Origin of the sequence: Sphingomonas abaci (genome assembly GCF_014199625.1) — a bacterium.
GTDB lineage: Bacteria > Pseudomonadota > Alphaproteobacteria > Sphingomonadales > Sphingomonadaceae > Sphingomonas > Sphingomonas abaci.
On sequence record NZ_JACHNY010000009.1, the window covers coordinates 18,773 to 43,518 of the forward strand.

At 67.9% G+C, this 24,746-nt stretch carries 13 protein-coding genes; 7 read left to right on the plus strand and 6 right to left on the minus strand.

Annotated features, from left to right (window positions below; translation table 11 throughout):
* Window positions 1–19: 19 nt before the first annotated feature.
* On the minus strand, window positions 20–2,866 hold the full coding sequence (locus GGQ96_RS17000; protein WP_184116634.1) for a M16 family metallopeptidase: 2,847 nt from the start codon (window positions 2,864–2,866) through the stop codon (window positions 20–22).
* Window positions 2,867–3,011: 145 nt separating this feature from the next.
* On the opposite strand from GGQ96_RS17000, the gene clpB reads away from it, so the two are divergent.
* The gene (gene clpB, locus GGQ96_RS17005; protein ID WP_184116635.1) at window positions 3,012–5,591 is read left to right on the plus strand and encodes an ATP-dependent chaperone ClpB; all 2,580 of its coding nucleotides are present in this window, start codon (window positions 3,012–3,014) and stop codon (window positions 5,589–5,591) included.
* Window positions 5,592–5,656: 65 nt separating this feature from the next.
* On the opposite strand, the gene GGQ96_RS17010 is transcribed toward clpB, so the two are convergent.
* Together GGQ96_RS17010 and GGQ96_RS17015 are read right to left on the minus strand one after the other, a co-directional pair.
* Window positions 5,657–8,743, minus strand: a complete 3,087-nt coding sequence (locus tag GGQ96_RS17010; protein WP_184116636.1) for a TonB-dependent receptor — start codon at window positions 8,741–8,743, stop codon at window positions 5,657–5,659.
* Between the two features lie 514 nt (window positions 8,744–9,257).
* Window positions 9,258–12,776: a TonB-dependent receptor gene (locus GGQ96_RS17015; protein WP_184116637.1), complete on the minus strand. Its 3,519-nt coding sequence runs from the start codon at window positions 12,774–12,776 to the stop codon at window positions 9,258–9,260.
* 238 nt (window positions 12,777–13,014) lie between these two features.
* Between GGQ96_RS17015 and GGQ96_RS17020 the strand changes: the two genes are divergently transcribed.
* Genes GGQ96_RS17020 through GGQ96_RS17040 form a run of 5 tightly spaced genes read left to right on the plus strand, consistent with a single transcriptional unit; the run spans window position 13,015 to window position 20,138 of the window.
* On the plus strand, window positions 13,015–14,529 hold the full coding sequence (locus GGQ96_RS17020) for a tryptophan halogenase family protein (protein ID WP_184116638.1): 1,515 nt from the start codon (window positions 13,015–13,017) through the stop codon (window positions 14,527–14,529).
* Entirely contained in the window at window positions 14,526–15,980 is a 1,455-nt protein-coding gene (locus tag GGQ96_RS17025; RefSeq protein WP_184116639.1) for a tryptophan halogenase family protein, read from the plus strand. Before GGQ96_RS17020 ends, GGQ96_RS17025 begins: the two co-directional genes overlap by 4 nt.
* A 5-nt stretch (window positions 15,981–15,985) precedes the next feature.
* A complete protein-coding gene (locus tag GGQ96_RS17030; protein WP_184116640.1) occupies window positions 15,986–17,596 on the plus strand; it encodes a tryptophan halogenase family protein in 1,611 nt (536 codons plus the stop codon).
* Entirely contained in the window at window positions 17,593–19,110 is a 1,518-nt protein-coding gene (locus GGQ96_RS17035; RefSeq protein WP_184116641.1) for a tryptophan halogenase family protein, read from the plus strand. Before GGQ96_RS17030 ends, GGQ96_RS17035 begins: the two co-directional genes overlap by 4 nt.
* An 11-nt stretch (window positions 19,111–19,121) precedes the next feature.
* On the plus strand, window positions 19,122–20,138 hold the full coding sequence (locus GGQ96_RS17040) for a cupin-like domain-containing protein (protein ID WP_184116642.1): 1,017 nt from the start codon (window positions 19,122–19,124) through the stop codon (window positions 20,136–20,138).
* Between the two features lie 215 nt (window positions 20,139–20,353).
* Here GGQ96_RS17040 and dapD read toward each other — a convergent pair whose 3' ends face one another.
* Complete coding sequence (dapD, locus tag GGQ96_RS17045) at window positions 20,354–21,178, minus strand: 2,3,4,5-tetrahydropyridine-2,6-dicarboxylate N-succinyltransferase (protein ID WP_184116643.1); 825 nt, start codon at window positions 21,176–21,178, stop codon at window positions 20,354–20,356.
* Window positions 21,175–21,840, minus strand: coding sequence for a pyrimidine 5'-nucleotidase (locus GGQ96_RS17050; protein ID WP_184116644.1), 666 nt, complete (start codon window positions 21,838–21,840; stop codon window positions 21,175–21,177). Before GGQ96_RS17050 ends, dapD begins: the two co-directional genes overlap by 4 nt.
* A 127-nt stretch (window positions 21,841–21,967) precedes the next feature.
* Between GGQ96_RS17050 and GGQ96_RS17055 the strand changes: the two genes are divergently transcribed.
* Complete coding sequence (locus GGQ96_RS17055; RefSeq protein WP_246360688.1) at window positions 21,968–24,292, plus strand: S8 family peptidase; 2,325 nt, start codon at window positions 21,968–21,970, stop codon at window positions 24,290–24,292.
* Here GGQ96_RS17055 and GGQ96_RS17060 read toward each other — a convergent pair.
* Window positions 24,274–24,699 (minus strand): NUDIX hydrolase, encoded by a 426-nt coding sequence (locus GGQ96_RS17060; protein WP_184116645.1) that lies wholly within the window; start codon window positions 24,697–24,699, stop codon window positions 24,274–24,276. The genes GGQ96_RS17055 and GGQ96_RS17060 overlap by 19 nt on opposite strands.
* Window positions 24,700–24,746 lie beyond the last annotated feature (47 nt).

Sequence of the window (24,746 nt, forward strand, 5' to 3'; positions counted from 1 at the left end):
AAGCGTGGGTGCGAACGATTCACTTCGCCTTGGGTGCCGCGCCGGCCTCCGGAGACGAAGCGACCGACGCCGCCGGCACCACCTCCACCGGCAGGCCGATGGCGTCAAGCTGCGGCTTCACCGTCGCGGCGTTGCCGACCACCACCCAGATCGCCTTGGCGGGATCGATCGCCTTCTGCATCGCCTGGTTCAGTTCGGGCAGGGTCAGCGCCTGGTAGCGCGCGGTGATCGTGGCGTAGTAATTGTCCGGCCGCTTGAACAGGTCGTTCGCCTGCATCGCCGACAGCACTGCGCCCGAGGTCTCGAAGTTGCCGCTGAGCGAGCGGATCCCGCCTTGGATCGCGCGGTCGAACTCGACCTGGGTCATCGGCTTGGGCCCCAGGAAAGCGGCGATGTCGCCGCGCAGCGCCGCGACCGAGGGGCCGGTCTGGTCGGCCTGGACCGGCGCGGAGATGCTGTAGGGCGCGGCGAACTCCAGCATCCGGAACCCGCCCCGCACACCGTAGGACCAGTGCTTGTCCTCGCGCAGGTCCATGTTCAGGCGCGACAGGAAGCTGCCGCCCAGCGCGTCGTTGGCGGTCTCGACCGGCAGCAGGTTCTCGGTCCCGGTCAGCGCGGTGGGGATGCCGCCGACGATCACCGATTGCGGGCTGTCGGGCCGGTCGACCAGCACGATGCGCGGCGACGCGGCATCGCTGCCGGCCGCGGGGAAGCGCTTGACCCCGCCCGGCGTCGCGGGCGCGCGCCAGTCGCCCAGCGTCCGCTCCAGCGCCGCCTTCACCTCGGCGAGCGGCCGGTCGCTCACCACGAAGATCTTCGCCTTGTCGGGCCGCAGCCAGGCCTGCTGGAAGGCGATCAGATCGGCGCGGGTCAGCGCCGCCACCGCTTGGGGATCGCCGGCCCCCTGCTGACGCGAATAGGGCGATTGCGCGCCGTAGAGCAACGGCGGCATCACCCGCGCCGCCAGGCCCGACGGATTGGTCAGTTCCTGCCCGATCTGCGCCAGCTGCTGGGTGCGCACGCGCGCCACCTCCGCCTCGGCGAAGGCGGGGTTGCGGACGATGTCGGCGAACAGGGTCAGCGCGGGCGCGAGGTTCGCGCTCGGCACGCCCAGCCCGATCTGGGTGCGGTCCCCGTTGAACCCGCTGTCGATGCTCGCGCCCAGCCGCTCACGCGCCTCCGCGATCTGCACCGAGTTGAGCGTCTTCGTCCCCTCGTCCAGCATGTTGAGCGCGAGCTGCTGGGTGCCGAGCCGGCCCGGCACATCGGCGGCGACGCCCGCGTCGAACGACAGCGCCAGCTGCGTGACCGGCACGGCGGTGCGCTGCGCGTAGATCAGCTCGATGCCGTTGCCCAACCGGCTGCGCTCGACCGCGGGGAAGCTGAGCGCGCCGACCGCGCCCATCGCCGGCAGCGCCCCGCGCGTGCCCTTGACCGGGGTCTCTGGCGCGGGCGCGACCTCTGCCTTGGGCGGCACCTTCGCCTCCTCATAGGCGTCGCGCGGGCCGGGCACCACGGTCAGCGTATAGGCGGGCTTGCTCAGCCATTCGTCGGCCGCCGCCTTGACGCTGGCCGGGGTCTGCGCGGCGAGCTGCTGCAGCTCCGTCTTGTAGAAGCCCGGATCGTTGGAGAAGAGCGCGCCCTGCGCCAGCGTCACCGCCTTGCCGCCGAAGCCGCCGACCGATTCCAGGCCGCGGATGCGCCCGGCCGCCTCGGTGGTGGCGACGCGGCGCACCTCGTCGGCGGTGGGGCCGGTGCGCAGGAAGTCGGCGACGATCTGGTCGATCCGCTTGGTCACCAGCGCCGGGTCGACGCCGGGGCGGACCAGCACGCGGATGCCGAACTGCCCGATCTGCGCCGAGCTCCAGTTATAGGCCGAGGCGCTGACCGCCAGCTTCTCCTGCTTGACCAGGATGGTGTTGAGCCGGGAGCTGGACAGGCCGCCCAGTACGCCGGCCGCCACGTCGAGCGCGCGGGTCTGCGGGTCGTTGAGGCCGGGCACCGTCCAGTTGCGGGTGATCATCACCTGCGCGACCCGATCCTTCATCGTCTCGGTCTTGGGCGCGGCGAGCGTCACCACCGGGGCGACTGCCGGCGCGGTCTTCGGCCCAGCGGGGATGCCGCCGAAATACTTCGTCACCAGGCGCTTGGCGGTCGCCAGGTCGATATCGCCGGCCAGCACCAGCACCGCGTTGTTGGGCGCATAATGGCTGCGGAACCAGTCCTTCACCGTGTCCAGCGTCGCCGCGTCCAGATCGGCCATCGAGCCGATCGTGTCATGGCCATAGGGGTGGGTGTCCGGCAGCAGCCCCGCCGTCACCTTATAGTCGACCAGGCCATAGGGCTGGTTGTCGCCCTGCCGCTTCTCGTTCTGGACGACGCCGCGCTGCTCGTCGAGCTTGGCCTGCGTCACCGCGCCAAGCAGATAGCCCATCCGGTCCGATTCCAGGAACAGCGCGCGGTCGAGCGCGGCGGTCGGCACCGTCTCGAAGTAGTTGGTGCGGTCCTGGTTGGTGGTTCCGTTGAAATCGGTCGCGCCAACCTGCTTGAGCGGCTCGAAGAAGTCGTTGGGGGCATTCTCCGACCCGTTGAACATCAGATGCTCGAACAGATGCGCGAAGCCGGTCTTGCCCTTGGGCTCGTGCTTGGCGCCGACATCGTACCAGACGCTCACCGCGACGATCGGCGCCTTGCGATCGGTATGGACGATCACGCGCAAGCCGTTGGGCAAGGTGAAGCTCTGATAGGGGATGTCGACCGCCTTGACGAGCGTTGCGACCGGCGCGGGCGCCTGCTGCTGCGCCGCCACGGGCGCGGCGAGCGCGACGATGGCGACGCCGGCGAGTGCCGCGATGCGAATGGTCATGATGATCGTCCCCCTGAATTTTTCTGGCCTGGAGCATAGCCATGGCCGGGGCCGACGCAACACGTCACGAAAGACGCACGGCCTGCCCTCTTGTGTTGCCGATCGGCAACACCATCTTCGCGGTCAAGACGAACAGGGATCAGCCATGAACCTCGAGAAATTCACCGACCGCGCGAAAGGCTTTCTCCAATCCGCGCAGACCGTTGCCATCCGCCTCAATCACCAGCGGATCGCGCCCGAACATCTGCTCAAGGCGCTGCTCGAGGACGAGCAGGGCATGGCCGCCGGCCTGATCCAGGCGGCGGGCGGCGATGCCAAGCGGGCCGTCGCCGAGACCGACCTGGCCTTGTCCAAGATTCCGGCGGTGTCCGGATCGGGCGCGCAGTCCAGCCCCGGCCTGGACAATGACGCGGTGCGCGTACTCGACCAGGCCGAACAGATCGCGACCAAGGCGGGCGACAGCTTCGTCACGGTCGAGCGACTGCTGGTCGCGCTGGCCCTCTCGCTCAACACCGCCGCCGGCAAGGCGCTGAAGACGGCCGGCGCGACGCCGGAGGGGCTGAACGGCGCGATCAACGACCTGCGCCAGGGCCGCACCGCCGATACGGCGGGTGCGGAGGATCGCTATGACGCGCTCAAGAAGTTCGCGCGCGACCTGACCCAGGCGGCGCGCGACGGCAAGCTCGACCCCGTGATCGGCCGCGACGAGGAGATCCGCCGCACCATCCAGATCCTGGCGCGCCGCACCAAGAACAATCCCGCGCTGATCGGCGAACCTGGCGTCGGCAAGACCGCGATCGCCGAGGGGCTTGCGCTGCGCATCGCCAATGGCGACGTGCCCGACACGCTGAAGGACCGGCGGCTGATGGCGCTCGACATGGGCGCGCTGATCGCCGGCGCGAAATATCGCGGCGAGTTCGAGGAGCGACTGAAGGGCGTGCTCGACGAGGTGAAGGCCGCCGAGGGCGACGTGATCCTGTTCATCGACGAGATGCACACGCTGATCGGCGCGGGCAAGTCGGAAGGGGCGATGGATGCGGGCAATCTGCTCAAGCCCGCCCTGGCGCGCGGCGAGCTGCACTGCGTCGGCGCGACCACGCTCGACGAATATCGCAAATATGTCGAGAAGGACCCGGCGCTCCAGCGGCGCTTCCAGCCGGTATTTGTCGGCGAGCCGACCGTGGAGGACACGATCTCGATCCTGCGCGGGTTGAAGGACGTGTACGAGCTGCATCACGGCGTGCGGATCACCGATGGTGCGATCGTGTCGGCGGCGACGCTGTCCAATCGCTACATCACCGACCGCTTCCTGCCCGACAAGGCGATCGACCTGATGGACGAGGCCGCCAGCCGCATCCGCATGGAGGTGGAGTCGAAGCCCGAGGAGATCGAGAATCTCGACCGCCGCATCATCCAGCTCAAGATCGAGCGCGAGGCGCTGAAGAAGGAGAGCGACGCCGCCAGCCGCGACCGGCTGGCGACGCTGGAGGGCGATCTCGCCAATCTTGAGGAACAGTCGGACGCGCTGACCCAGCGCTGGCAGGCGGAGAAGGACAAGATCGGTGCCGAGGCGAAGCTGAAGGAGCAGCTCGACCAGGCGCGCCTCGCGCTCGACCAGGCGCAGCGCCAGGGCGACCTGGCCCGCGCGGGCGAGCTGTCCTACGGCACCATTCCCCAGCTGACCAAGCAGTTGGAGGAGGCACAGGGCCAGACCCGGGGCGCGATGCTGCGCGAGGAGGTGACCGCCGACGACATCGCCGGCGTGGTCAGCCGCTGGACCGGCGTGCCCGTCGACCGGATGCTGGAGGGCGAGCGCGACAAGCTGCTCCGCATGGAGGAGGTGCTGGGCCAGCGCGTGATCGGCCAGGCCGATGCGGTGCGCGCCGTCTCCACCGCGGTGCGACGCGCCCGCGCCGGCCTGCAGGACCCGAACCGGCCGCTCGGCAGCTTCCTGTTCCTGGGGCCGACCGGCGTCGGCAAGACCGAGCTGACCAAGGCGCTGGCCGAGTTCCTGTTCGACGACCCGAACGCCATGGTCCGCATCGACATGTCGGAGTTCATGGAGAAGCATGCCGTGTCGCGGCTGATCGGCGCGCCTCCCGGCTATGTCGGCTATGAGGAGGGCGGCGTGCTGACCGAGGCGGTGCGGCGGCGGCCCTATCAGGTCGTGCTGTTCGACGAAGTGGAGAAGGCGCATGGGGACGTGTTCAACGTGCTGCTCCAGGTGCTGGATGACGGCCGTCTGACCGACGGCCAGGGCCGCACGGTGGATTTCAGCAACACGCTGATCGTGCTGACCTCGAACCTCGGCAGCCAGTTCCTGGCGACCATGGCCGACGACCAGGATGTGGCGACCGTCGAGCCGCAGGTGATGGACATCGTCCGCGCGCATTTCCGCCCGGAATTCCTCAACCGGCTGGACGAGATCATCCTGTTCCACCGGCTGGGCCAGGCGCATATGGGCCCGATCGTCGACATCCAGGTCGGCCGCGTCCAGCGGCTGCTGGCGGATCGCAAGATCACGCTGGCGCTGACCGACGCCGCGCGGGCGTGGCTGGGCCGGGTCGGCTACGACCCCGTCTACGGCGCGCGCCCCTTGCGCCGCGCGGTGCAGCGCCACCTGCAGGACCCGCTCGCCGAGCTGATCATGCGTGGGCAAGTGAAGGACGGCAGCACCGTCCGGGTCGACGAGGGCGACGGCAAGCTGGTGCTGGCGGTGGAGTGACGAAAAAGGGGAGCGATGGCGATGGCCACCGCTCCCCTCCAATATCGTTCGACAGTTCCGTTTGTTTAGAACGCGATATCGAACCCCAGTCGTACGAAGCGCGGCTGCTGGAAGTAGAGCGGCGTCGCGAACAGCGGGTCCGGCGTATACTCACTGCCGGCCTTCTGCGTCTCGTGTTGATTGTAGATTTGCGTGATGGCTCCGGCGTTGAAGACGTTGAACACGTCCGCTCGCAGGACGAAGCGGTTGAAACCGAGCGATTCCGGCAGGGTATAGCGGATCGACAGGTCGACCTGATTCAGCCAGTCGGTCTTGGGCAGGCCAGTGCCACGCGGGGACGGCTTGGTCTGCGTGTAGTTGCCATCAGCGTTGAGTGCACCATAGGCGCAGTAGAAGCTCGTTGCGCCATAGCCCGCCGCATAGGGATCGGTGGGATGGATGCCCATGCAGGTGCCCCGCAGCGGCGACTGCACCAGCACGTTCGCGCCCACCTGGAGGTTCGGCGTCACATGGTAGCTGCCGAAACTTTTGAATACGAACGTACGGTCGTTGGGCAGCAACCCCGTCGTATAATCCGTCAGGCCGAGATAATCGAAGTCGATGGTGGAGCCAGCATCCGACTGGGTATTGGCACCCACGTCCGATTTCACGGTCCCTTCATAGTTGCCGTAGGACCGGGAGACCGCAATCGACCCCTGAAGCGCCCAGATGCCGTCATCCGCACGTTTCCAGTCCAGTACCAGCGACTTGTAGCTCCGTTTGGGCGTCGGGAAGGCAAGTCCCGTGAGATTCACCGTTCTGGAAGGATCGACCCAGTCGCGAACCGTCAGCGAAGAGCTGCCGGGATTCCAGATATAGTATGAACTGTTGTTCTGGTAAAAGTTGCACTGCGCCGCTGGTGCGTCCGCTGCGGTCCCACACCGGTAGTAATCGGACAGGTAACTTGCGAAGTCCGTGTCTTCCGACACTCGGCCAAGCTTGCGATAGGTTGCGGTCAGGCCGAAGGAAAACAGATCGGTGGCCTGAAAATGAGCACCCAGGATGACTTCATCCTCGTAGGTAGCCTTGGTGTTGACCGCCAGCTTGGCCGCAGCAGGGTCCTGCACGCCACCGCCGAAGATCAGGCAAGTCGCAGATCCGTTGACCGGTCTACCCGGCGCCGACGAAATATCGGTCGGACAAGCTGCCGCGTACCCTGCGCCAGCAAGACTGGTCAGCGCCGCCCCCAAATTGACCTTGGGCAGGCCTGTTACCGGATCAACAGGGAAATTTGCCGCCGAATAGCCGCCCGGATAGGCAAAATATTCGCGGAAATAGAGGTCGCGGCCACGGAAGCCCAAGTTCATCGCCGGCGGAATGAAGTAGCGACCGTAGCTGCCGGTCAGTCGGACGTGGGATTCGCCGCCCGGAACCCAGCTGAAGCCAGCGCGTGCCGCCCAATTCCCGGTCAGCGACAAGTAACGCTGCCCCGACAGGTTAGATTGCTCGAACTCATCATCGCGCACACCGAGATTGATGGTCAGCCCGCGCGCTGGTTCCCATGAATCCTGGAGATAATAGGCACGATCACGCCCGGAAATATAGCCGCCAAGCCGCTCGTATGTCACGCGAACGCCATTATTTCGATAGTCGTAGAGCAACGGCAGCACACCGTTGATCTGCGTGGTCTTGGTTTCACTCAAATCCTCATTGTCGAGGCCGAAGCGGACATGGTGACGCCCGAGCACTTCGAACCGAAGATCACCATCGACACGATAGAACTTGCGCTGTGTTTCCCGAATCGAGCTGGTCGCATAGGGTTGCCCGGAGATAACCTTGGCGACGCCGCCGGTCGTCGCGCTACGTCGATCGATGACATAGTAGGACGTGGGATCTGCGGCCAGAACGTTATAGTCATCGCGACTGATGCCATAGGCGGCAGATATCTGGAAGAAGTCGGTGACACTACCAGTGTAGCGGCCGACCCAGTTCATTCCGCCCTGCCGGGTGTTCTGCCGACCGGAAAACGCTCCCACCGTACCGCCGTCGAATTTGGCATTGGCTGTGAATGCATAGCTGTCGGTACGAATATTCTGCGTCGTATCAAACAACGTAAATTCGAAATGCTGAGTCGGATTGATATAAGCGTCGATCTTGCCGCCGTAGAAGGGATCGGTGCTGATCGTGCGCTGATAATTGCCGGAGTTGGGGTAGGCCCTTTTGGTGACGATGGCATTGGCCTGATACAGACCGTAGAAGAAAAGATGGTCCTTGATGATCGGCAGACCCGCCTCAAAGGTCAGGGAGTTATCATCGTCATGCGTGAGCCTACCAATCGTTGAAGGGCTATCCTTCAACCCGGTATTGGGGCTTGTCGACTGCAACCCGGATGCCTGGAAGTTACCGTGGATCGCCATCATCGGGGTGTTGGTGCCCGACTTGGTCGTCGCATTGATGACGCCGCCCGTCGCACGGCCGAACTCAGCGGCATAGCCGCCGGTCTGGATGTCCGCCGTCTGGTAGAAGTCGAACGGAACGCGTGCCGACCCGACATAGGTGTCCGGATTGGTGATATTCAAACCATTGATGTAATAAGCGTTTTCGGCAACCGATGACCCGCCAAGCGACGGAACATCAGTGCCGTTCGAACTGAATCCCTTCGCTCCGGTGACAGCCCCGGGCGCGAGCAAGGCCAATGCAGTGATCGAGCGACCGACCGGCAGCTTCTCGGCAGTGGACACCACGTCGAGGTTGACGCCTGTCGTGGTTTTGGTGAAGTCCTGCCGGACGCGTCGACCGATCACGACCAGTTCAGTAGCGGGGGCCGTCTTGTCTACGACCGTCAGCGTGACGCGACTTTCCTGGGCCGCCGTGATGGTGATCGTGTCGGTCTGCGGTGCGTAGGCCGCGCCTTCTGTGGTGACCTCATATTGGCCCGGCGTCAAGCCGACGGCCGAAAAGCCGCCATTCGCAGACGACAGGAACGTACGGACCTGGTTCTGCGCCAGCGATCGAAGCGTTACCTTCACACCCGCGACGGGCTTCCCCGTGGCATCAACGATCGTACCGGATATGGCGCCGGTCGTGTAATCCTGTGCCGTAGCCGGAGCGGCAAGCGTCAGCGCGCTGGCCACACCGAGTCCAGCAACAACCGAGAGCGCTACGCTCTGCATCAGCGTCCGTTGAACCCTTTTCGACCCCTGAATCATTGCATTCCCCCAAAAAATTTCAAAGCCCCGCCCTGTTTGGGATTGCGGCCGGACAATGGTTTGAAGGCATGGATGCTTTCGCAAGCAGGCCCCGCCTTCACCGGGAGGGATCATGAGAAATCGCTAGAGGGTCTGTAAATAAACTATCCCATATTAGTTTTATCAAATCCTGTAGTGTAACCTCAAAGACACATTACCCGTTTTCATAATGCGTATCGCCGCCATCAAACAGCAAATCACTGAAATCAGCCTTTTACAGATGCTTGGCCTACCGTGACACCCTTCACCCCTACCTCTTCGCTTACAATTTCCAATATAAAGAAGATGTCATGTCTCAATAATGTGGACGCGTCTCTTCCTGGGACTTGCCAGCCAGTCGCGATGACGGAACAATGGCGAATTTTGCCCGCTGTTCGTACCGACAAAAAAAGCGCGCCCGGTTGCCCGGACGCGCCCATGATCGGCGTGGTTCGCCGACTTAGAAGTTGCCGCGCACGATGAAGGAGAAGCGGCGGTCGTTCATGAAATAGCTGCGCGGCGCCAGCTGGCTGGGATCGCCGGTATAGGCCTGCAGCGTCTTCGTCGTGGTGTTGGTCAGGTTCACGCCCTGCACGCCGATCTTGACGTACTTGTTGAGGTTGAGGAACGCCGAGGCGTCGAGCGTGCCCGTGCTGGCCTGGAAGATCGACGTGTAGGGGAAGATCACGTCGGCCGCGGTCAGCAGGTACTTGGAGCGCCAGTTATAGGCCGCGCGCAGCGAGACCGGCCCCTTCTCGTAGAAGATAGTCGCGTTGACATTGTGCTTCGACAGACCTTCGAACGGCAGGTTGCCCGGCCTGATCGTCGAGACGTTGGACGGCGCGCCGGTGTTCAGGAAGCTGTTGGGCAACCCTGAGCTTTCGATGAACGAATAGTTGGCGTTGACGCCCAGGCCGTCGAGCGGCTGGGGCAGGAAGTCGAAGGTATGCTGATAGGCAACCTCGACACCCTTGATCTTGCCCTTGCCGGTGAAGTTCTCCGGATAGCGGAACTGCACCGATTCGGTCACGCCGTTGCTGGTGACGTTGCGCGGCAGGATCGACTGATAGAAGAAGTTCGACACTTCCTTGTAGAAGGCGTCGACCGTGAACGAGCCGACCCGGGCAAAATACCATTCCAGCGTCGCGTCGAACTGCCAGGCGGTGGCGGGCTTGAGGTACGGATTGCCCGCGGTCGCCGTCGGCTGGCCGCTCGCGGCGTCGGTGCCATAGGTCTGGTAGTTGCGGATGTTCGCCGAATCCGGCCGGGTCAGCACCTTCGAGGCGGCCAGACGCAGGATCAGGTCGCGCGACAAGCCCAGCTTCAGGTTCGCGCTCGGCAACCAATAGGTATAGCCGGTGCGCGCCACGTCCGGCGTGGTCGCGCCGGTCGCGAATTGCTGGAGCGCGGCATAGGCGGTCGGCCCCAGGCGACAGATGCCGCCGGGCGTCTGCGCGGGCGTGCCCGCCGGCGCGCCGGCCGGCACCGTGGCGACGCAGCGCACCGCATAGTCCTGGGTGATGCCGAACGCATCACGGGTCGGGATGGTGAACGCACCGGCCGAGGCGATATCGGTATGGACGTAGCGCACGCCGACATTGCCGTCGACGCGGATGCCGGCGAACAGCGGATCGTTCGACCCGAAGTTCAGCATCACATAAGCGTTGGTGTCCTGCTGGTTCACGTCTTGGATTTCACCCGGCAGGTAATAGCTGCCCGGAATCGCGCCGGGCCGCTGCGCCGCGCCGACGAAGCGGTTGGTGGCGGTCGCGCCGTTCGCTCCGCGCCAGATATCGTTCAGCGACTGGAAATAGGCCACCGACTGGTCGTAGTTCTTCAGCAGGTCGCCATTATAGTAATAGCCACCGACCGGCCCCGGCGTCTGCCCGCGGAAGAAGTTGGGGAAGGTGTAGAAGTCGGTGTTCTGGACACCGCCCTGTTCGATCGTCACCGGCTTGCCCGACCAGACTTCGCTGATCGCACCCCAGTTATAGGCCGAGTAGCGCACGGTCTGCTGGCGCTCGGCATAGCGGGCGCCGAACTTGATGCGCTTCAGGAAGTTCGCATCGTCGTTGAAATTATAGGCGAAGTCCGCCTTCAGCGCATATTCCGAGCCCTTGCTCTGCTCGAAATGGTCCATTGCCGCGCGCCAGAAGGTGGCGCGGGGGTCCTTGAAATAGGTCGCGTCGTCCTGGCCCTGATAGATGCTGGGCTGACCCCAGGTCGGCGCCAGCGTCATCGGACGATGCGGGATGACCACCGGCAGGCCGCCGGTCAGGTCGAGTTCCTGGTCGGCGAAGGTCGAGCCGAAGACCGCGAAGTCCTTCTGCGTCCGCTTCGCCATGGTGTAGTCGGCGTCGAGGTTGACCGCCCAATGCTCGTCCGGGTTGAACTTCAGGTTGAAGCCGATGTCCTGGACGATGTTCGATTCGTAGACCTGACGGCGCGACAGCGACTGCTGGATGCCGCCAGTCGGCACGGTCGTGGTCGCCGTGCCGCTGTCGGCCGAGCGCCAGCCCGCGCCGGGCAGCGTGATGACGCCCTTCTGGAACAGGCCGCTATCGTCATATTCGTAATTCTGGAACTGGCCGACCGGGCATTCGGCGCGGGTTCCGGGATTGCTGGTCGTCGGCGGCGTCGTGCTGGCATCGTCGATGCGCGGCGAACCGTTCTGGTTCTGGAGACAGCCGGCCGGATAGGTGTTGTATTCCGACAGGTCGGGCGCGGTCTCGAACGTATGCTCGCCCCAGCTCTGGGTCGAGTGCGAGCGCAGGAACTGGAGGGTGGCGACGGTCTGCTTGTCGGTGCTCTCCCACTGTGCGGCGAGCGCGACGCCGCGCCGCTTGCGGTCGAAATCCTGGCTGCGGAACTGGCCGCCGATCGGCGCATAGGCATTGGGCCGGAAGTCGGCGAAGCCGTCCGCCCCCGGCGTCCCCGTCGCGCCGCACAGCGCGTTGGCGGCCGGCAACGTCACCGTGTCGCTGTTGCTGGGCAGCGGGTTGCGGCAAAGCAGCGCCTGCGCGTTGCCGGCGGTCAGGTTGCCCGACGGCGCGAACGTGTTGTCGCGCGTCTGGAAGTTGGTGATCTGGATGCCGTCCGCCCGGCTCTTCAGCCGCGAATAGGAGGCGCTGCCGAGCAGGCCGAACCGGCCGATGCCCGTATCCCAGGTGTCGCTGAGCAGCAGCGAGCCGGTCGGCGTCCACTTCTTGCGGAAGTCGCCGTAATTGGCCTCGGCGTTGAGGCTGGCATGCAGGCCGGGATTGTCGAACGGCTTGCGGGTGTTGAGGTTGACCGTGCCGGCCAGGCCGCCCTCGATCAGCTCGGCGGTGGCGTTCTTGTAGACCTCGACCGAGCCGAGCAGTTCGGCCGGCACGTCGGCGAAGTTGAGCGCCTGGCCGCCCACACCGGCGGCGAAGGCGTCACGCCCGTTGAACTCGGAGCGGACGAAGTTCAGGCCGCGCACCACGACGCCCGAGCCCTCGACCGAGAAGTGGTCGGGGTCGTTGGAGCCGGCGAAGCGGTTGATCGACACGCCGGGCACGCGCTGCAGCGCCTCGGTCACCGAACGGTCGGGCAGCGCGCCGATGTCCGACGCGGTGATCGCATCGACGACGGTGTCGGAGTTGCGCTTGATGTTCTGGGCATTGGCCAGGCTCTGGCGGATGCCGGTGACGACGATCTCGCCCTCGTTCGATTCGCTGGGCGGGGTGGTGCCGTCCTGCGGGGGCAGCGTGTCGCCGCGCGCGACCTCCGGCGAGGGCGCGGTGCTGGTGTTGTTGGTCGCGGCCGGATCGGTCGCCGTGCTCGCCGGGCTGGCGGTGCCGGCCGTCCCCTGGCCCGCGACCGCGCCGGTCTGCGCCTGGGCCGGCGCCGCGAGCGCGACGACGCACAGAGCTGTTGCCGATACGCCGCAGTGCAGCAGCCTGGCGATGTTGAATGCAGTGGCGCCGACCGTCGGCGCGGCAGAACGATACCCCATGACCCTCTTCCCTGGTTAGCGCTGCCATTACAGCCGCCGCTTCTAGATACCCTCGGTTATACCGGAAAATCACTGGAGCAAGGGCCTTTGTTTGCGGTATCATTGATCTGCCACATATGGCGTGACGATGACGGAGGAACGTTGCAAAAAGGCAACGAGACTAATCCAGACTGCGTCTATTAATCTTATCATTGAAACCGGTTTCAGCCGGTCGGGTCGAAATGGAGCGGATGACATCATGACCGAGACACCCCCGATCCGGGTCGTGATCGTCGGCGGCGGCACGTCGGGCTGGATGGCGGCGGCGGCGCTCGCCAAGCTGCTGCCGCGCCGCTGCGCCGTGCATCTGGTCGAGTCGGAGGCGATCGGCATCGTCGGCGTCGGCGAGGCGACGTTGCCGCATATCCGCGCCTTCAACGAGCGGCTGGGCATCGCAGAGGCCGATTTCATGGCCTGGACGCGCGCCACCTTCAAACTGGGCATCGAGTTCCGCGACTGGGGGCGGATCGGCGACAGCTACATCCACCCCTTCGGCACCTTCGGGCGCGGGCAGAGCGAGGTCGACTTCCACCATTATTGGGCGCGGCTAGTGCAGGCCGGCGTCGACATGCCGCCGATCGAGCGATTCTCCATGGCCTGCACCATGGCGCGCGAAGGCCGGTTCGCGCTGCCGACCACCGACCCGCGCCAGATCACCACGACGTTCGGCTATGCCTATCAATTCGATGCGGTGCTGTTCGCCCCCTATCTGCGCGCGCTGGCCGAGCGGATGGGCGCGGTGCGCAGCGAGGGGATCGTCGTCGATGTCGAGCACGACGGGGAAAGCGGCGACCTGACCGCGATCCGCCTGGCGGACGGGCGGCGGATCGAGGGCGACCTGTTCGTCGACTGTTCGGGCTTCCGCTCGCTGCTGCTGGGTGGCGCGATGGGCGAGCCGTTCCAGGACTGGTCGCGCTGGCTGCCGGCCGACCGCGCGGTGGCGATGCCGTGCCGGACCGAGACGGCGCTGACCCCCTATACCAGCGCGATCGCGATGCCGGCGGGGTGGCGCTGGCGGATCCCGCTCCAGCATCGCACCGGCAATGGCTATGTCTATGCCAGCGGCTTCATCTCCGACGACCAGGCCCGCGACGCGCTGGTGGCGGCGGTGGAGGGCGAGCCGATCGCCGACCCGCGCCTGCTCCGCTTCACCGCCGGGCGGCGCGAGCGGAGCTGGGTCGGCAATTGCGTCGCCATCGGCCTGGCGAGCGGGTTCCTGGAGCCGCTGGAATCGACCAGCATCTATCTGGTGCAGCAGGCGATCACCGCGCTGATCGAGCTGTTTCCGCAAGGCCGCGTCCGCGGCGTCGACCGTGACGAGTTCAACCGCGTCATCGACCTGGAATATGAACGCATCCGCGATTTCCTGATCCTGCATTATCACGCGACCGAGCGCGACGATTCCGAATTCTGGCGCTATGTCCGCACCATGACCATTCCGGACAGTCTGGCGGAGAAGATGGAGCTGTTCCGGCGGCGCGGCCGGATCGTGAAATATCGCGAGGGCGTGTTCCTGGATGCGAGCTGGGTCGCGGTCTATCTCGGTCAGCGCATCCGGCCCGAGGGCCGCGACCCGCGCGCCGACCTGCCGGCGCTGGACGTGCTGATGCGCGGCATGACGGCCCTGCGTGACGAGGTCGCCGCCACCGCCGCCGCCATGCCCGGCCATCTCGCCTTTATCGACCGATATTGCCCGATGAGCCCGGCCGCATGAGCGATCGCGAGGGACCGATCCGCCGGGTGCTGGTGGCGGGCGGCGGGCTGGTCGGCTGGTCGGCGGCGGCGGCGCTCAGGCGGCGGCTGCCCTGGCTGGAGGTGGTGATCCTGCCGATCGCGCCGCCGGCCGACGCGATCGCCGACCGGATGCGCGCCACCCTGCCCTCGATCCTGGGATTCCACGAGGATCTGGGCCTGTCGAATGCCGACGCGGTGGTGCGCACCGGCAGCGGCGTCCGGCTGGGCACGCTGTTCGAAGGCTGGACCGCCGGCGGCGCCGATCCGGTCGCCGATTATGTCCATGCCTATGGCCGGCACGGACGGCCGATGGAGGGCGGCTCCTTCCACCTCCACTGGGCGCGGGCGGCGCGGCACCAGCGGCCGGCGCCGTTCGATCGCTTCTCCGTGGCGGCGGCGATGGCGCGCGCCGGCCGGTTCGCGGTGCCCGCCGATGATCCGGAGGCGCTGGTCGGCGGCTTCGAACATGGGCTGCATCTCGATCCCGAACGCTACACGGCGATGCTACGCGCCTTCGCGCTGCATTGCGGGGTGCGCGAGCAGCCGGGCGACCTCGCCGGCGTGGCGATCGGCGCGGACGGTTTCGTCACGGCGGCGGTGCTCGCAGAGGGCGGCCGGATCGAGGCGGATCTGTTCGTCGACGCCACCGGTCCGGCCGCCCGGCTGCGCGGCGCGCTGGACGATCGGCGCACCTCCTGGGCCAAATGGCTGCCCTGCGACCGGCTGATCCTGGCGGAGGATGCCGCGATGCCCGCCGACCCGCTCGACCGGGTGACGGCGCGGGACTGTGGCTGGGACTGGACGGGCGGAGGTTCACGCGGCCTGGTCTATGCCAGCGCCTTTGCCGGCGAGGCCGCGTTCGCGGGCGAGGGCGTCGCGATCGATGCCGGCACCCGCCCCCAGCCGTGGCTGCGCAACTGCGTCGCGATCGGCGACGCGGCGACCGCGGTGGAGCCGCTGGAATGGACCAACCTCCATCTGGCGCACAGCGCGATCGACCGGATCGTCGCGATGCTGCCGGCGCGCGACTGCGCGCCCGTCGAGCTCGCCGAATATAACCGTCAGTGCGCCGCCGAGGCGGATCGGGTGCGCGACTTCCTGGCGCTGCATTATACGGCGTCCGACCGGCCCGAGCCGTTCTGGCGCGCGGTGGCCGAGGTCGCGCCGCCCCCCTCGCTGGCGCACAGCCTGGCGCAGTTCCGCGCGCGCGGCCGCCTGCCCTTCTACGAGGAGGAGACCTTCGCCAAGGATAGCTGGCTCGCCGTGCTGATCGGCCAGAATGTGCGGCCCGAGCGCGACGATCCGCTGATCGCGCTGGTGCCGCCCGACCGCGCCGCCGCCGCCATGACCCATTATGCCCAGGCGCTCGCCGCCGCCGTCGCCGCGCTGCCCCCCGCCAGCGCCGCGTCCCACTTCCTGCTGAGGTCCTGATCCCGATGAACGAACATGCGATCCGCGACGTGGTGATCGTCGGCGGCGGCACCGCCGGCTGGATGGCCGCCGCCGCCTTCTCGCGCTTCCTCAACAACGGCCATACCCGCATCACCCTGGTCGAGTCCGAGGAGATCGGCACGATCGGCGTCGGCGAGGCGACGATCCCGCCACTGGTCAGCTTCAACCAGATGCTGGGCATCAACGAGAACGATTTCCTGCGCGAGACGGCGGGCACGTTCAAGCTGGGGATCGAGTTCGTCGACTGGGGGAAACTGGGCGACCGCTATTTCCACCCCTTCGGCAGCCACGGCCATGACCTGCAGGGCGTGCACTTCCACCAGCTCTACCTGCGCGAGCGCCAGCGCCAGGCCTTGCCGCCGATCGCCGACTGGTCGATGAGCGCGGTGGCGGCGGCGGCGGGCAAGTTCGGTCGCCCCTCGCCCGAGGCGCAATCGCCGATCCGCGAGCTGCTCTATGCCTTCCACTTCGATGCCGGCCTCTATGCCCGCTTCCTGCGCCGCTATGCGGAAGGGAACGGCGTCACCCGGATCGAGGGCAAGGTGCAGGACGTCACGCTGCGGCCGGCGGACGGCCATGTCGCCGCGGTGACGCTCGCCGATGGGCGGCAGGTCGCGGGCGACCTGTTCATCGACTGCTCGGGCTTTCGCGGCCTGTTGATCGAGGAGGCGCTGGAGACGGGATATGAGCCCTGGGGCCAGTGGCTGCCCTGCGACCGTGCGGTCGCGGTGCCGAGCGCGCTGACCGGCGAACCCGATCCCTTCACCCGCGCCACCGCGCACGCGGCCGGCTGGCAATGGCGCATCCCGCTCCAGCACCGGATGGGCAACGGCCTGGTCTATGCCAGCGCGTTCCTGGACGACGATGCGGCGGAGCGCGCGCTGCTCGGCCGGCTGGAGGGCGCAGCCCTTGCCGAACCGCGCCGCCTGTCCTTCACCACCGGCCGGCGGCGCGAATGCTGGAGCCGCAACGTCGTGGCGCTCGGCCTGTCGAGCGGCTTCATCGAGCCGCTGGAATCCACCAGCATCCACTTCATCCAGTCGGGCATCGCGCGGCTGATCGCACTGTTCCCCGACAAACGCTTCAACCCGGTCGAGCGCACTGAATATAACCGCCAGATGCGCGAGCTGTACGAGGATGTCCGCGACTTCGTGATCCTCCATTACAAGGCGACGGAGCGCAGCGACTCGCCGTTCTGGGACCGGTGCCGGACGATGGCGGTGCCGGAGTCGCTCCAGCGCAAGATGGACCTGTTCCGCGCCAAGGGCCGCGTGTTCCGCGATTCGATGGAGCTGTTCGCGACGACGAGCTGGGTCGCGGTCGCGTTCGGCCAGCATCTCTGGCCCGACAGCCACGAGCCGGCCGTGGATGCGCTGGACGAGGACCGCGTCGCCGCCGCCATGGCGCAGATGCACCAGGGCTATGCGCAGGTCGCGCAGCAACTGCCCAGCCATGGCGCGTTCCTGCGCCAGACCGCGCTATCACCGCTGGCGGCTGCGCCAGCACCGGTCCCCGCTCCGGCTTCGAACGAATTGCCGCGCTTCTCGTTCGAGTCGGACGTGCCCTTCGCCGGCTCGATGGGCTCGCCGGTATGAGCGAGGCGGCGATCCGCGAAATCGTCATCGTCGGCGGCGGCACCGCCGGCTGGATGGCGGCGGCGGGCATCGCACGTCTGGCCGGCGCGCTGCCCGGCGTCTCGATCACCCTGGTCGAATCGGACGCGATCGGCACGGTCGGCGTCGGCGAGGCGACCATCCCGCAGATCACGTTGTTCAACACCCTGCTCGGCATCGACGAGGCGGAGTTCGTCCGCGCCACGCGCGCGACCTACAAGCTGGGCATCGAATTCGTCGACTGGACGCGGATCGGCCATCGCTATGTCCACCCGTTCGGCCTGTACGGCATCGACATGGCGGGGGTGGAATTCCATCACCACTGGCTGCGCGGGGTGGCGCTGGGCGACGCGGCGCCGCTCGATGCCTATTCGCTGGCGGTGGTCGGCGGGCTGGACGGACGCTTCGCCCATCCCCGGCCGGACCAGCCCAATTCGCCGCTGGCGAAACTCGCCTATGCCTTCCAGTTCGATGCCGGCCTCTACGCCGGCTTCCTGCGCACCCGCGCCGAAGGCTGGGGCGTGGTGCGGCGCGAGGGGCGGATCACGCAGGTCCATCGCGACGGCGGCAGTGGCCATGTCGCCTCGGTCGAACTGGCGGACGGCACGGTGATCGCGGGCGACCTGTTCGTCGATTGCTCGGGCTTTCGCGGCCTGCTGATCGAGGAGACGATGGGCGCGGGGTTCGAGGACTGGACCGACTGGCTGCCCTGCGACCGCGCCTGGGCGGTGCCGTGCGAGCTGGGCGGCGACCGCCAGCCGCTGACTCGCTCGACCGCGCGGCCCGCCGGCTGGCAATGGCGCATCCCGCTTCAGCACCGGATCGGCAATGGCTATGTCTACAGCAGCGCCCATGTCTCGGACGACGAGGCCGCCGCCTTGCTGCTGGCCCATCTCGACGGGCGGCCGATCGCCGATCCCAAGCCCTTGCGCTTCACCGCCGGGCATCGCCGCCGCGCCTGGGTCGGCAATGTCGTGGCGCTGGGTCTGGCGGGCGGCTTCCTGGAGCCGCTGGAATCGACCAGCATCCATCTGGTCCAGTCGGGCATCGCGCGGCTGATGGCGCTGTTCCCCGATCGCGGCTTCGATCCCCTGCTGGCGGACCGGTTCAACGCCGAGACGGAGCGGGAATATCGCGACATCCGCGATTTCCTGGTGCTGCACTACAAGGCGACCGAGCGCGACGATTCGCCCTTTTGGGATTATTGCCGCACGCTGCCGCCGCCGCCGGGGCTGGCGGAGAAGCTGGCGATGTTCGCGGCGAATGGCCGCATCCACCGCGAGCATAACGAGCTGTTCACCGAGACGAGCTGGCTGTCGGTGATGATCGGCCAGGGGGTGATGCCACGGCGACACCACCCGATCGCCGACACGCTGCCGCCCGCCGAACTGCTCCACCGGCTGGGCCATATCCGCAGCGTCGTCGCCGACACCGCGCGCGCGATGCCGCGCCAGGACGATTACCTCCGCCAGATCGGCTGCGATCTCGGCGCATAAGGCCAACCGCCATGTCCCTTCCCGCCCCCGCTCCCCTGCCCGAATATCACGGCATCGACCGCGCCCGGTTCGAGGCGGAGATCCGTCCCGCCGGTCGGCCCGCCATCCTGCGCGGGGTCGGCGCGGACTGGCCGGCGGTACAGGCGGCCGAGCGGTCCGACGAGGCGATCATCGCGTACCTCAAGCGGTTCAGCCATGCGCAGCCGGTCGGCGCGGTGGTCGGGCCGCCGGACATCGCGGGGCGGTTCTTCTACACGCCCGACCTGTCCGCCTTGAACTTCACCCGCGGACAGTCGCCGCTCGGGCCATTTCTCGATCGGCTGCTGCGCGACCGGGGGGCGGAGCGGCCCTATGCCATGGCGGTCCAGTCGGTGCCGCTGCCCGAGCTCCTGCCGGGCTTCACCGCCGAACAGTCGACCGACCTGGTCGATGCCGACGTCGTGCCGCGCCTGTGGCTGGGCAATGCGATCCGGGTCGCGACCCACTACGACCTGGCGGAGAATATCGGTGTGGTGATCGCCGGCCGCCGCCGCTTCACCCTGTTCCCGCCCGACCAGCTCGCCAATCTCTATATGGGGCCGCTGGAGCTGACCCCGGCGGGCACGCCGGTCAGCATGGTCGATCCCGCCGCGCCCGACCTCGATCGCTATCCCCGCTTCGCCGCGGCGATGGCGGTGGCGCAGGACGGGGTGCTGGCGCCGGGCGATGCGATCTACATCCCCTTCCACTGGTGGCATGCGGTCGACTCGCTCGACCCGGTCAGCATCTTCATGAATTACTGGTGGAACCCGGCGCCCAAGGAAATGGGCAGCCCGTATGACGCGCTGCTCCTCTCGCTGTTCAGCCTCCGCACCCTGCCCGACGAGCAGCGCGCGGCGTGGCGGCTGATGTTCGACCATCTGGTGTTCCGCCCCGATGGCGACCCGGTCGCGCACCTGCCGCGATCGGCGCAAGGGGTGCTGGGGCCGGTCGATGCCGCGATGGCGGAACGGATGCGCGCGACGCTGCTCCAGCATCTGGGGCGTTGAATTCCGGCACCGCAAGACGGCCGCTTATGGCTGCCGACCGCGATTTGCCGTGAGGACCAAGACGCCTCCCCCGCAAGGGGAGGGGGACCGCCGCGTCAGCGGTGGTGGAGGGGTATTGCCGGTCATCGGACATTCGATCCTCACCACCGGCGACACCCCTCCGCCAGGCCCCGTGGCCTGCCACCACCCCTGATAGGCGAGGAATGAACGCGGGATCAGTCGCGCAGCAGGTCGTTGACGCTGGTCTTGGCGCGGGTCTGCGCATCGACGCGCTTGACGATCACCGCACAGTAGAGCGCCGGCTTGCCGTCGCCGCCACCCAGCGACCCCGGCACCACGACGCTGTAGGGCGGCACATGGCCGCGGAACACCTCGCCCGTCGCGCGGTCGACGATCTTGGTCGACGCGCCCAGATAGACGCCCATCGACAAGACCGCGCCCTCGCCGACGCGCACGCCCTCCGCCACCTCGGCGCGCGCACCGATGAACGCGCCGTCCTCGATGATGACCGGATCGGCCTGAAGCGGCTCCAGCACGCCGCCGATGCCCGCGCCGCCCGACAGATGGACGTTGCGGCCGATCTGCGCGCAGCTGCCGACGGTCGCCCAGGTGTCGACCATCGTGCCCTCGCCGACATGCGCGCCGATATTGACGAAGCTCGGCATCAGGATCGCGCTTTTGCCGATGAACGCGCCGCGCCGCACGATCGAACCGGGCACCGCGCGGAACCCGGCGGCGCGGAACGCCGCCTCGTCCCAGCCGCTGAACTTGGACGGCACCTTGTCGAACCAGTGGCCGGCGCCCGGCCCATTGTCGATCAGGCTGTTGTCGTTCAGGCGGAAGGACAGCAGCACCGCCTTCTTCAGCCACTGGTTGACGCGCCAGCCGCCATCGCCGTCCGGCTCGGCGACGCGGGCGGTCCCGGCATCGAGCATCGCCAGCGCCTGCTCCACCGCCTCGCGCACCGCGCCGCCCGTGGTGAAGCCCAGCTCGGCCCGGTTCTCCCAGGCGGCGTCGATGGTCGCGGGAAGATCAGTCATTGCGTCTCCAGGATCTGCTCTAGCCACGGCGCGAGCGCGTGGATGTGGAAATCGATATAGCTGCGATCGGCGTCGGGCGCCTGTTCGGACCCATTGTCGACCCAGACGGTGGTCATGCCGATCGCCTTGGCCGGCTTCAGGTTGCGCGCCATGTCCTCCACGAACAGGCTCTCGGCGGGATCGAGGGCGAAGGCGGCGCACAGGCCCGCATAGGCGTCCGGATGCGGCTTGGGCCGCAGGTCCATCGCATGGATGTCGTGCACCGCCTCGAAACTGCCGCCCAGGCCCAGCCGCTCCAGCACCTTGAGCGCATAGGGACGATCGCCATTGGTGAAGACCAGCTTGCGCCCCGGCAGGCGGGCCAGCGCGGCGACCAGCGGCGCATCCGCCTGCAGCACGTCCATCTCGATATCGTGGACATAGGCGAGGAAGGCGTGGGGATCGACCTGATGCTCGGCCATCAGCCCGGCCAGCGTCGTGCCGTGGCCGATGAAATAGGCCTTCTGGATGCGATGCGCCTCGACCAGATCGACCGACAGCAGCTCGGCGATGAAGGCGGTCATCCGCCGGTCGATATGCGCGAACAGGTCGGCGCTCGCCGGATAGAGCGTGTTGTCGAGGTCGAAGATCCAGTTGCGGACATGGGAAAGCCGGTCGATCATCGCGGCGGGTCTGTAGGCAAGCCGCGCGCGTCCGGCAAGCGCCGGGGCCGCCCCGCCCTGCTTGGATCGGGCGCGCAAATGCTGTAGCGGCGGCGATGTGACGCGAAGGCGCGGGGGCGGTCGGCGTATGAGATTCCATCTGACAGGATCACGCCGCTCGGCCCGCATCGCGGGGACCGGCCTGTCACCCGTCCTGTTCCTGATGCTGGCCGCCTGTGGCGGCGGCGGTGGTGGTCCGCTGGTGACGCCCCCCCCGATCGTCACGCCTGCGCCCAGTCCCACGCCAAGCCCGACGCCCGGCCCGACGCCCTCGCCGACCCCCAGCAGCTCCGACACCGGCGAATATCGCGCGACCGTCGGCGCGGTGTCGATGGACGCGCTCGCCGCCTATAACAGGGGCGCGACGGGCGCGGGGATCGGCGTCGCAGTCATCGACAGCGGCATCGACACGCGCAGCGACCAGTTCGCCGGGCGAATCGCCGCCAGCTCGACCTCGGTCGCCGGCAATGACGGCATCGCCGACCAGAACGGCCATGGCACCGCCGTCGCCTTCACCATCGCCGGCCGTCGCGACGGCGTCGGCACCCAGGGGGTGGCGTTCGATTCGACGCTGATCGTGCTGCGCGCCGACCGGCCGGGCAGCTGTTCCAGCGGCGATGGCGGCGGCAGCGACAGCGGATGCAAATTCTCGACCGATGCGATCGCGCGCGGCGTCGACACCGCGCGCATGGCGGGGGCGCGGGTCATCAACATCTCCTTGGGCGGATCGGACATGCCGGCCAGCCTGCAAGGTGCGATCGCCCGCGCCACCGCCGCCGGGATCGTGCTGGTGGTGGCGGCGGGCAATGACGGCGCCGCCAACCCCGACGCGTTCAGCGCCATCGCCAACAACAGCGCGGTGGCACGCAACCAGGTCATCATCGCCGGCTGGGTCGATTCGCGCGACCAGATCGCCGAGCGCAGCAACCGGGCCGGCACCAGCGCGGCGCATTATCTGGGCGCGGTCGGCACGAGCGTGCGCGCGCCCGACCAGAATGGCGTCGACTATCTATGGTCCGGCACCTCCTTCGCCGCGCCGCAGATCGCCGGCGCGGTGGCGCTCCTCGCCCAGGCCTTTCCCAATCTCAGCGGCGCGCAGATCGTCGAACTGCTCTTCCGCACCGCGCGCGATGCCGGCGCGGCCGGGGTCGATGGCATCTATGGCCAGGGGGTGCTGGACCTGACCCGCGCCTTCCAGCCGGTCGGCGCCAGTTCGGTGGCGGGCAGCAGCGCCGCCGTATCGCTGACCGCCAACGGCACGCTGTCCGCGGTGATGGGCGACGCCGCCCAAGCCGGCCTGGGGGCGGTGATCCTGGACGGCTACGGCCGCGCCTTCGCGATCGACCTGTCACGGACGTTGGCCCAGGCCCGGCCCCAGCCGGCGCTGGCGAGCGCCCTGGGCCTGGGCAGCAGCTCGGTGGCGCTGGCGCGTGGGGAGACCAGCCTGTCGATGACGCTGTCGGCCGTCGGCCGGGGCGATGCGATCCTGCAACGCAGCGCGCTGACGGCCACCGACGCGTCGCGCGCCCGCGTGCTCGCCGGGCTGGTGACGCAGCGCATGGGGTCCGGGCTGAGCGTTGCCCTGGGCTTCGCGCAAGGCGCGCAGGCGGTCGCCACCCGACTGACCGGAATGGGCGAGCCGGGCTTCCTGGTCGCGGGCGCGACGCTGCCGGGGATCGATGGCGGCGCGCGCCAGAGCGCGGCGGTGCGCCAGCGTCTGGGGTCCTGGGGGCTGACCGGCGCGATCGAGTCCGGCCGGATGCTGGCGCCGGGCGCGGCGCTGTGGGCGGCGGACGCGCGGGCGGGCCTGGGCGCGTACGACCGCGCGCTGTTCGCGCTCGACCGCCGCTTCGGCGCGCTGGCGACGATGGTGTCGGCGACCCGGCTGGACGAGGCCGACACGATCCTGGGCGCGCGCCTGGGCCCCGGCCTGGGCGCGACGCGGGCGACGAGCTGGTTCGGCGAGGCGAGCGCGCGGGTCGAGGCGGGCGGCGGCTGGTCGTTCGGGGGGCGCTGGCGTCACGGCTGGACGACGGCCGCGGTGCGCGACGGCCTGCGCGGCGGCGGTCGCATCCGCACCACCGCCTTCGCCGCCGACCTGGGCAAGGACGGCGTGTTCGGCGGCGATTCGATCGGCCTTCGCATCGCGCAGCCGTTGCGCGTGGCCGGGGGCGGCGTCGATCTCGCGCTACCCACCGGCTATGACTATGCGAGCGGGGCGGTGACCGACTGGACGGTGCAGCGGCTCAACATGGCGCCGCGCGGGCGCGAGCTGGACGTCGAGGCGCGCTATGCCATCGGCCTGGGCGCGGGATGGCTGGAGGCCAATGCCTTCCACCGCCGCGACCCCGGCCATATCGCCGCGCTGCCCGCCGATCGCGGCGTGGCGCTACGCTACGGCTTCGGCTTCTGATCCGGGTGACGGCGAGCCAGAGCGGCGACGGCGGTGCGGGTCGGCGTGGTCAGCGATGACGGCAGCGCGTCGAGCGCGAACCAGCCAATCGCGGCATGTTTACCCGGCTCGCGATTGACCGGCTCGCCCTGGAAGCGATCGACGAGGTAGACGGGCGAGAGCCAGTGGACGCCCCCCGCGCGGTCGATCTGGTCGACGACGCAGAGCAGCTCGACCGGATCGATCGCGATCCCCACTTCCTCGGCGATCTCGCGGCGCACGGCGTCGGCGGCGCGCTCGAACAGGTCGACCTTGCCGCCGGGCAGCCCCCAGCATCCCGCCTCCGGCTGGGTCCGGCGTTGCACCAGCAGCAGCCGGCCATTGACGACGATCGCGGCGCCGCAACCCAGGCGAGGTTCGCTTTGCATCACCCATCCCTGCCGCCGGGGTTGCCGGGGAGCAAGGCGGAACAGGG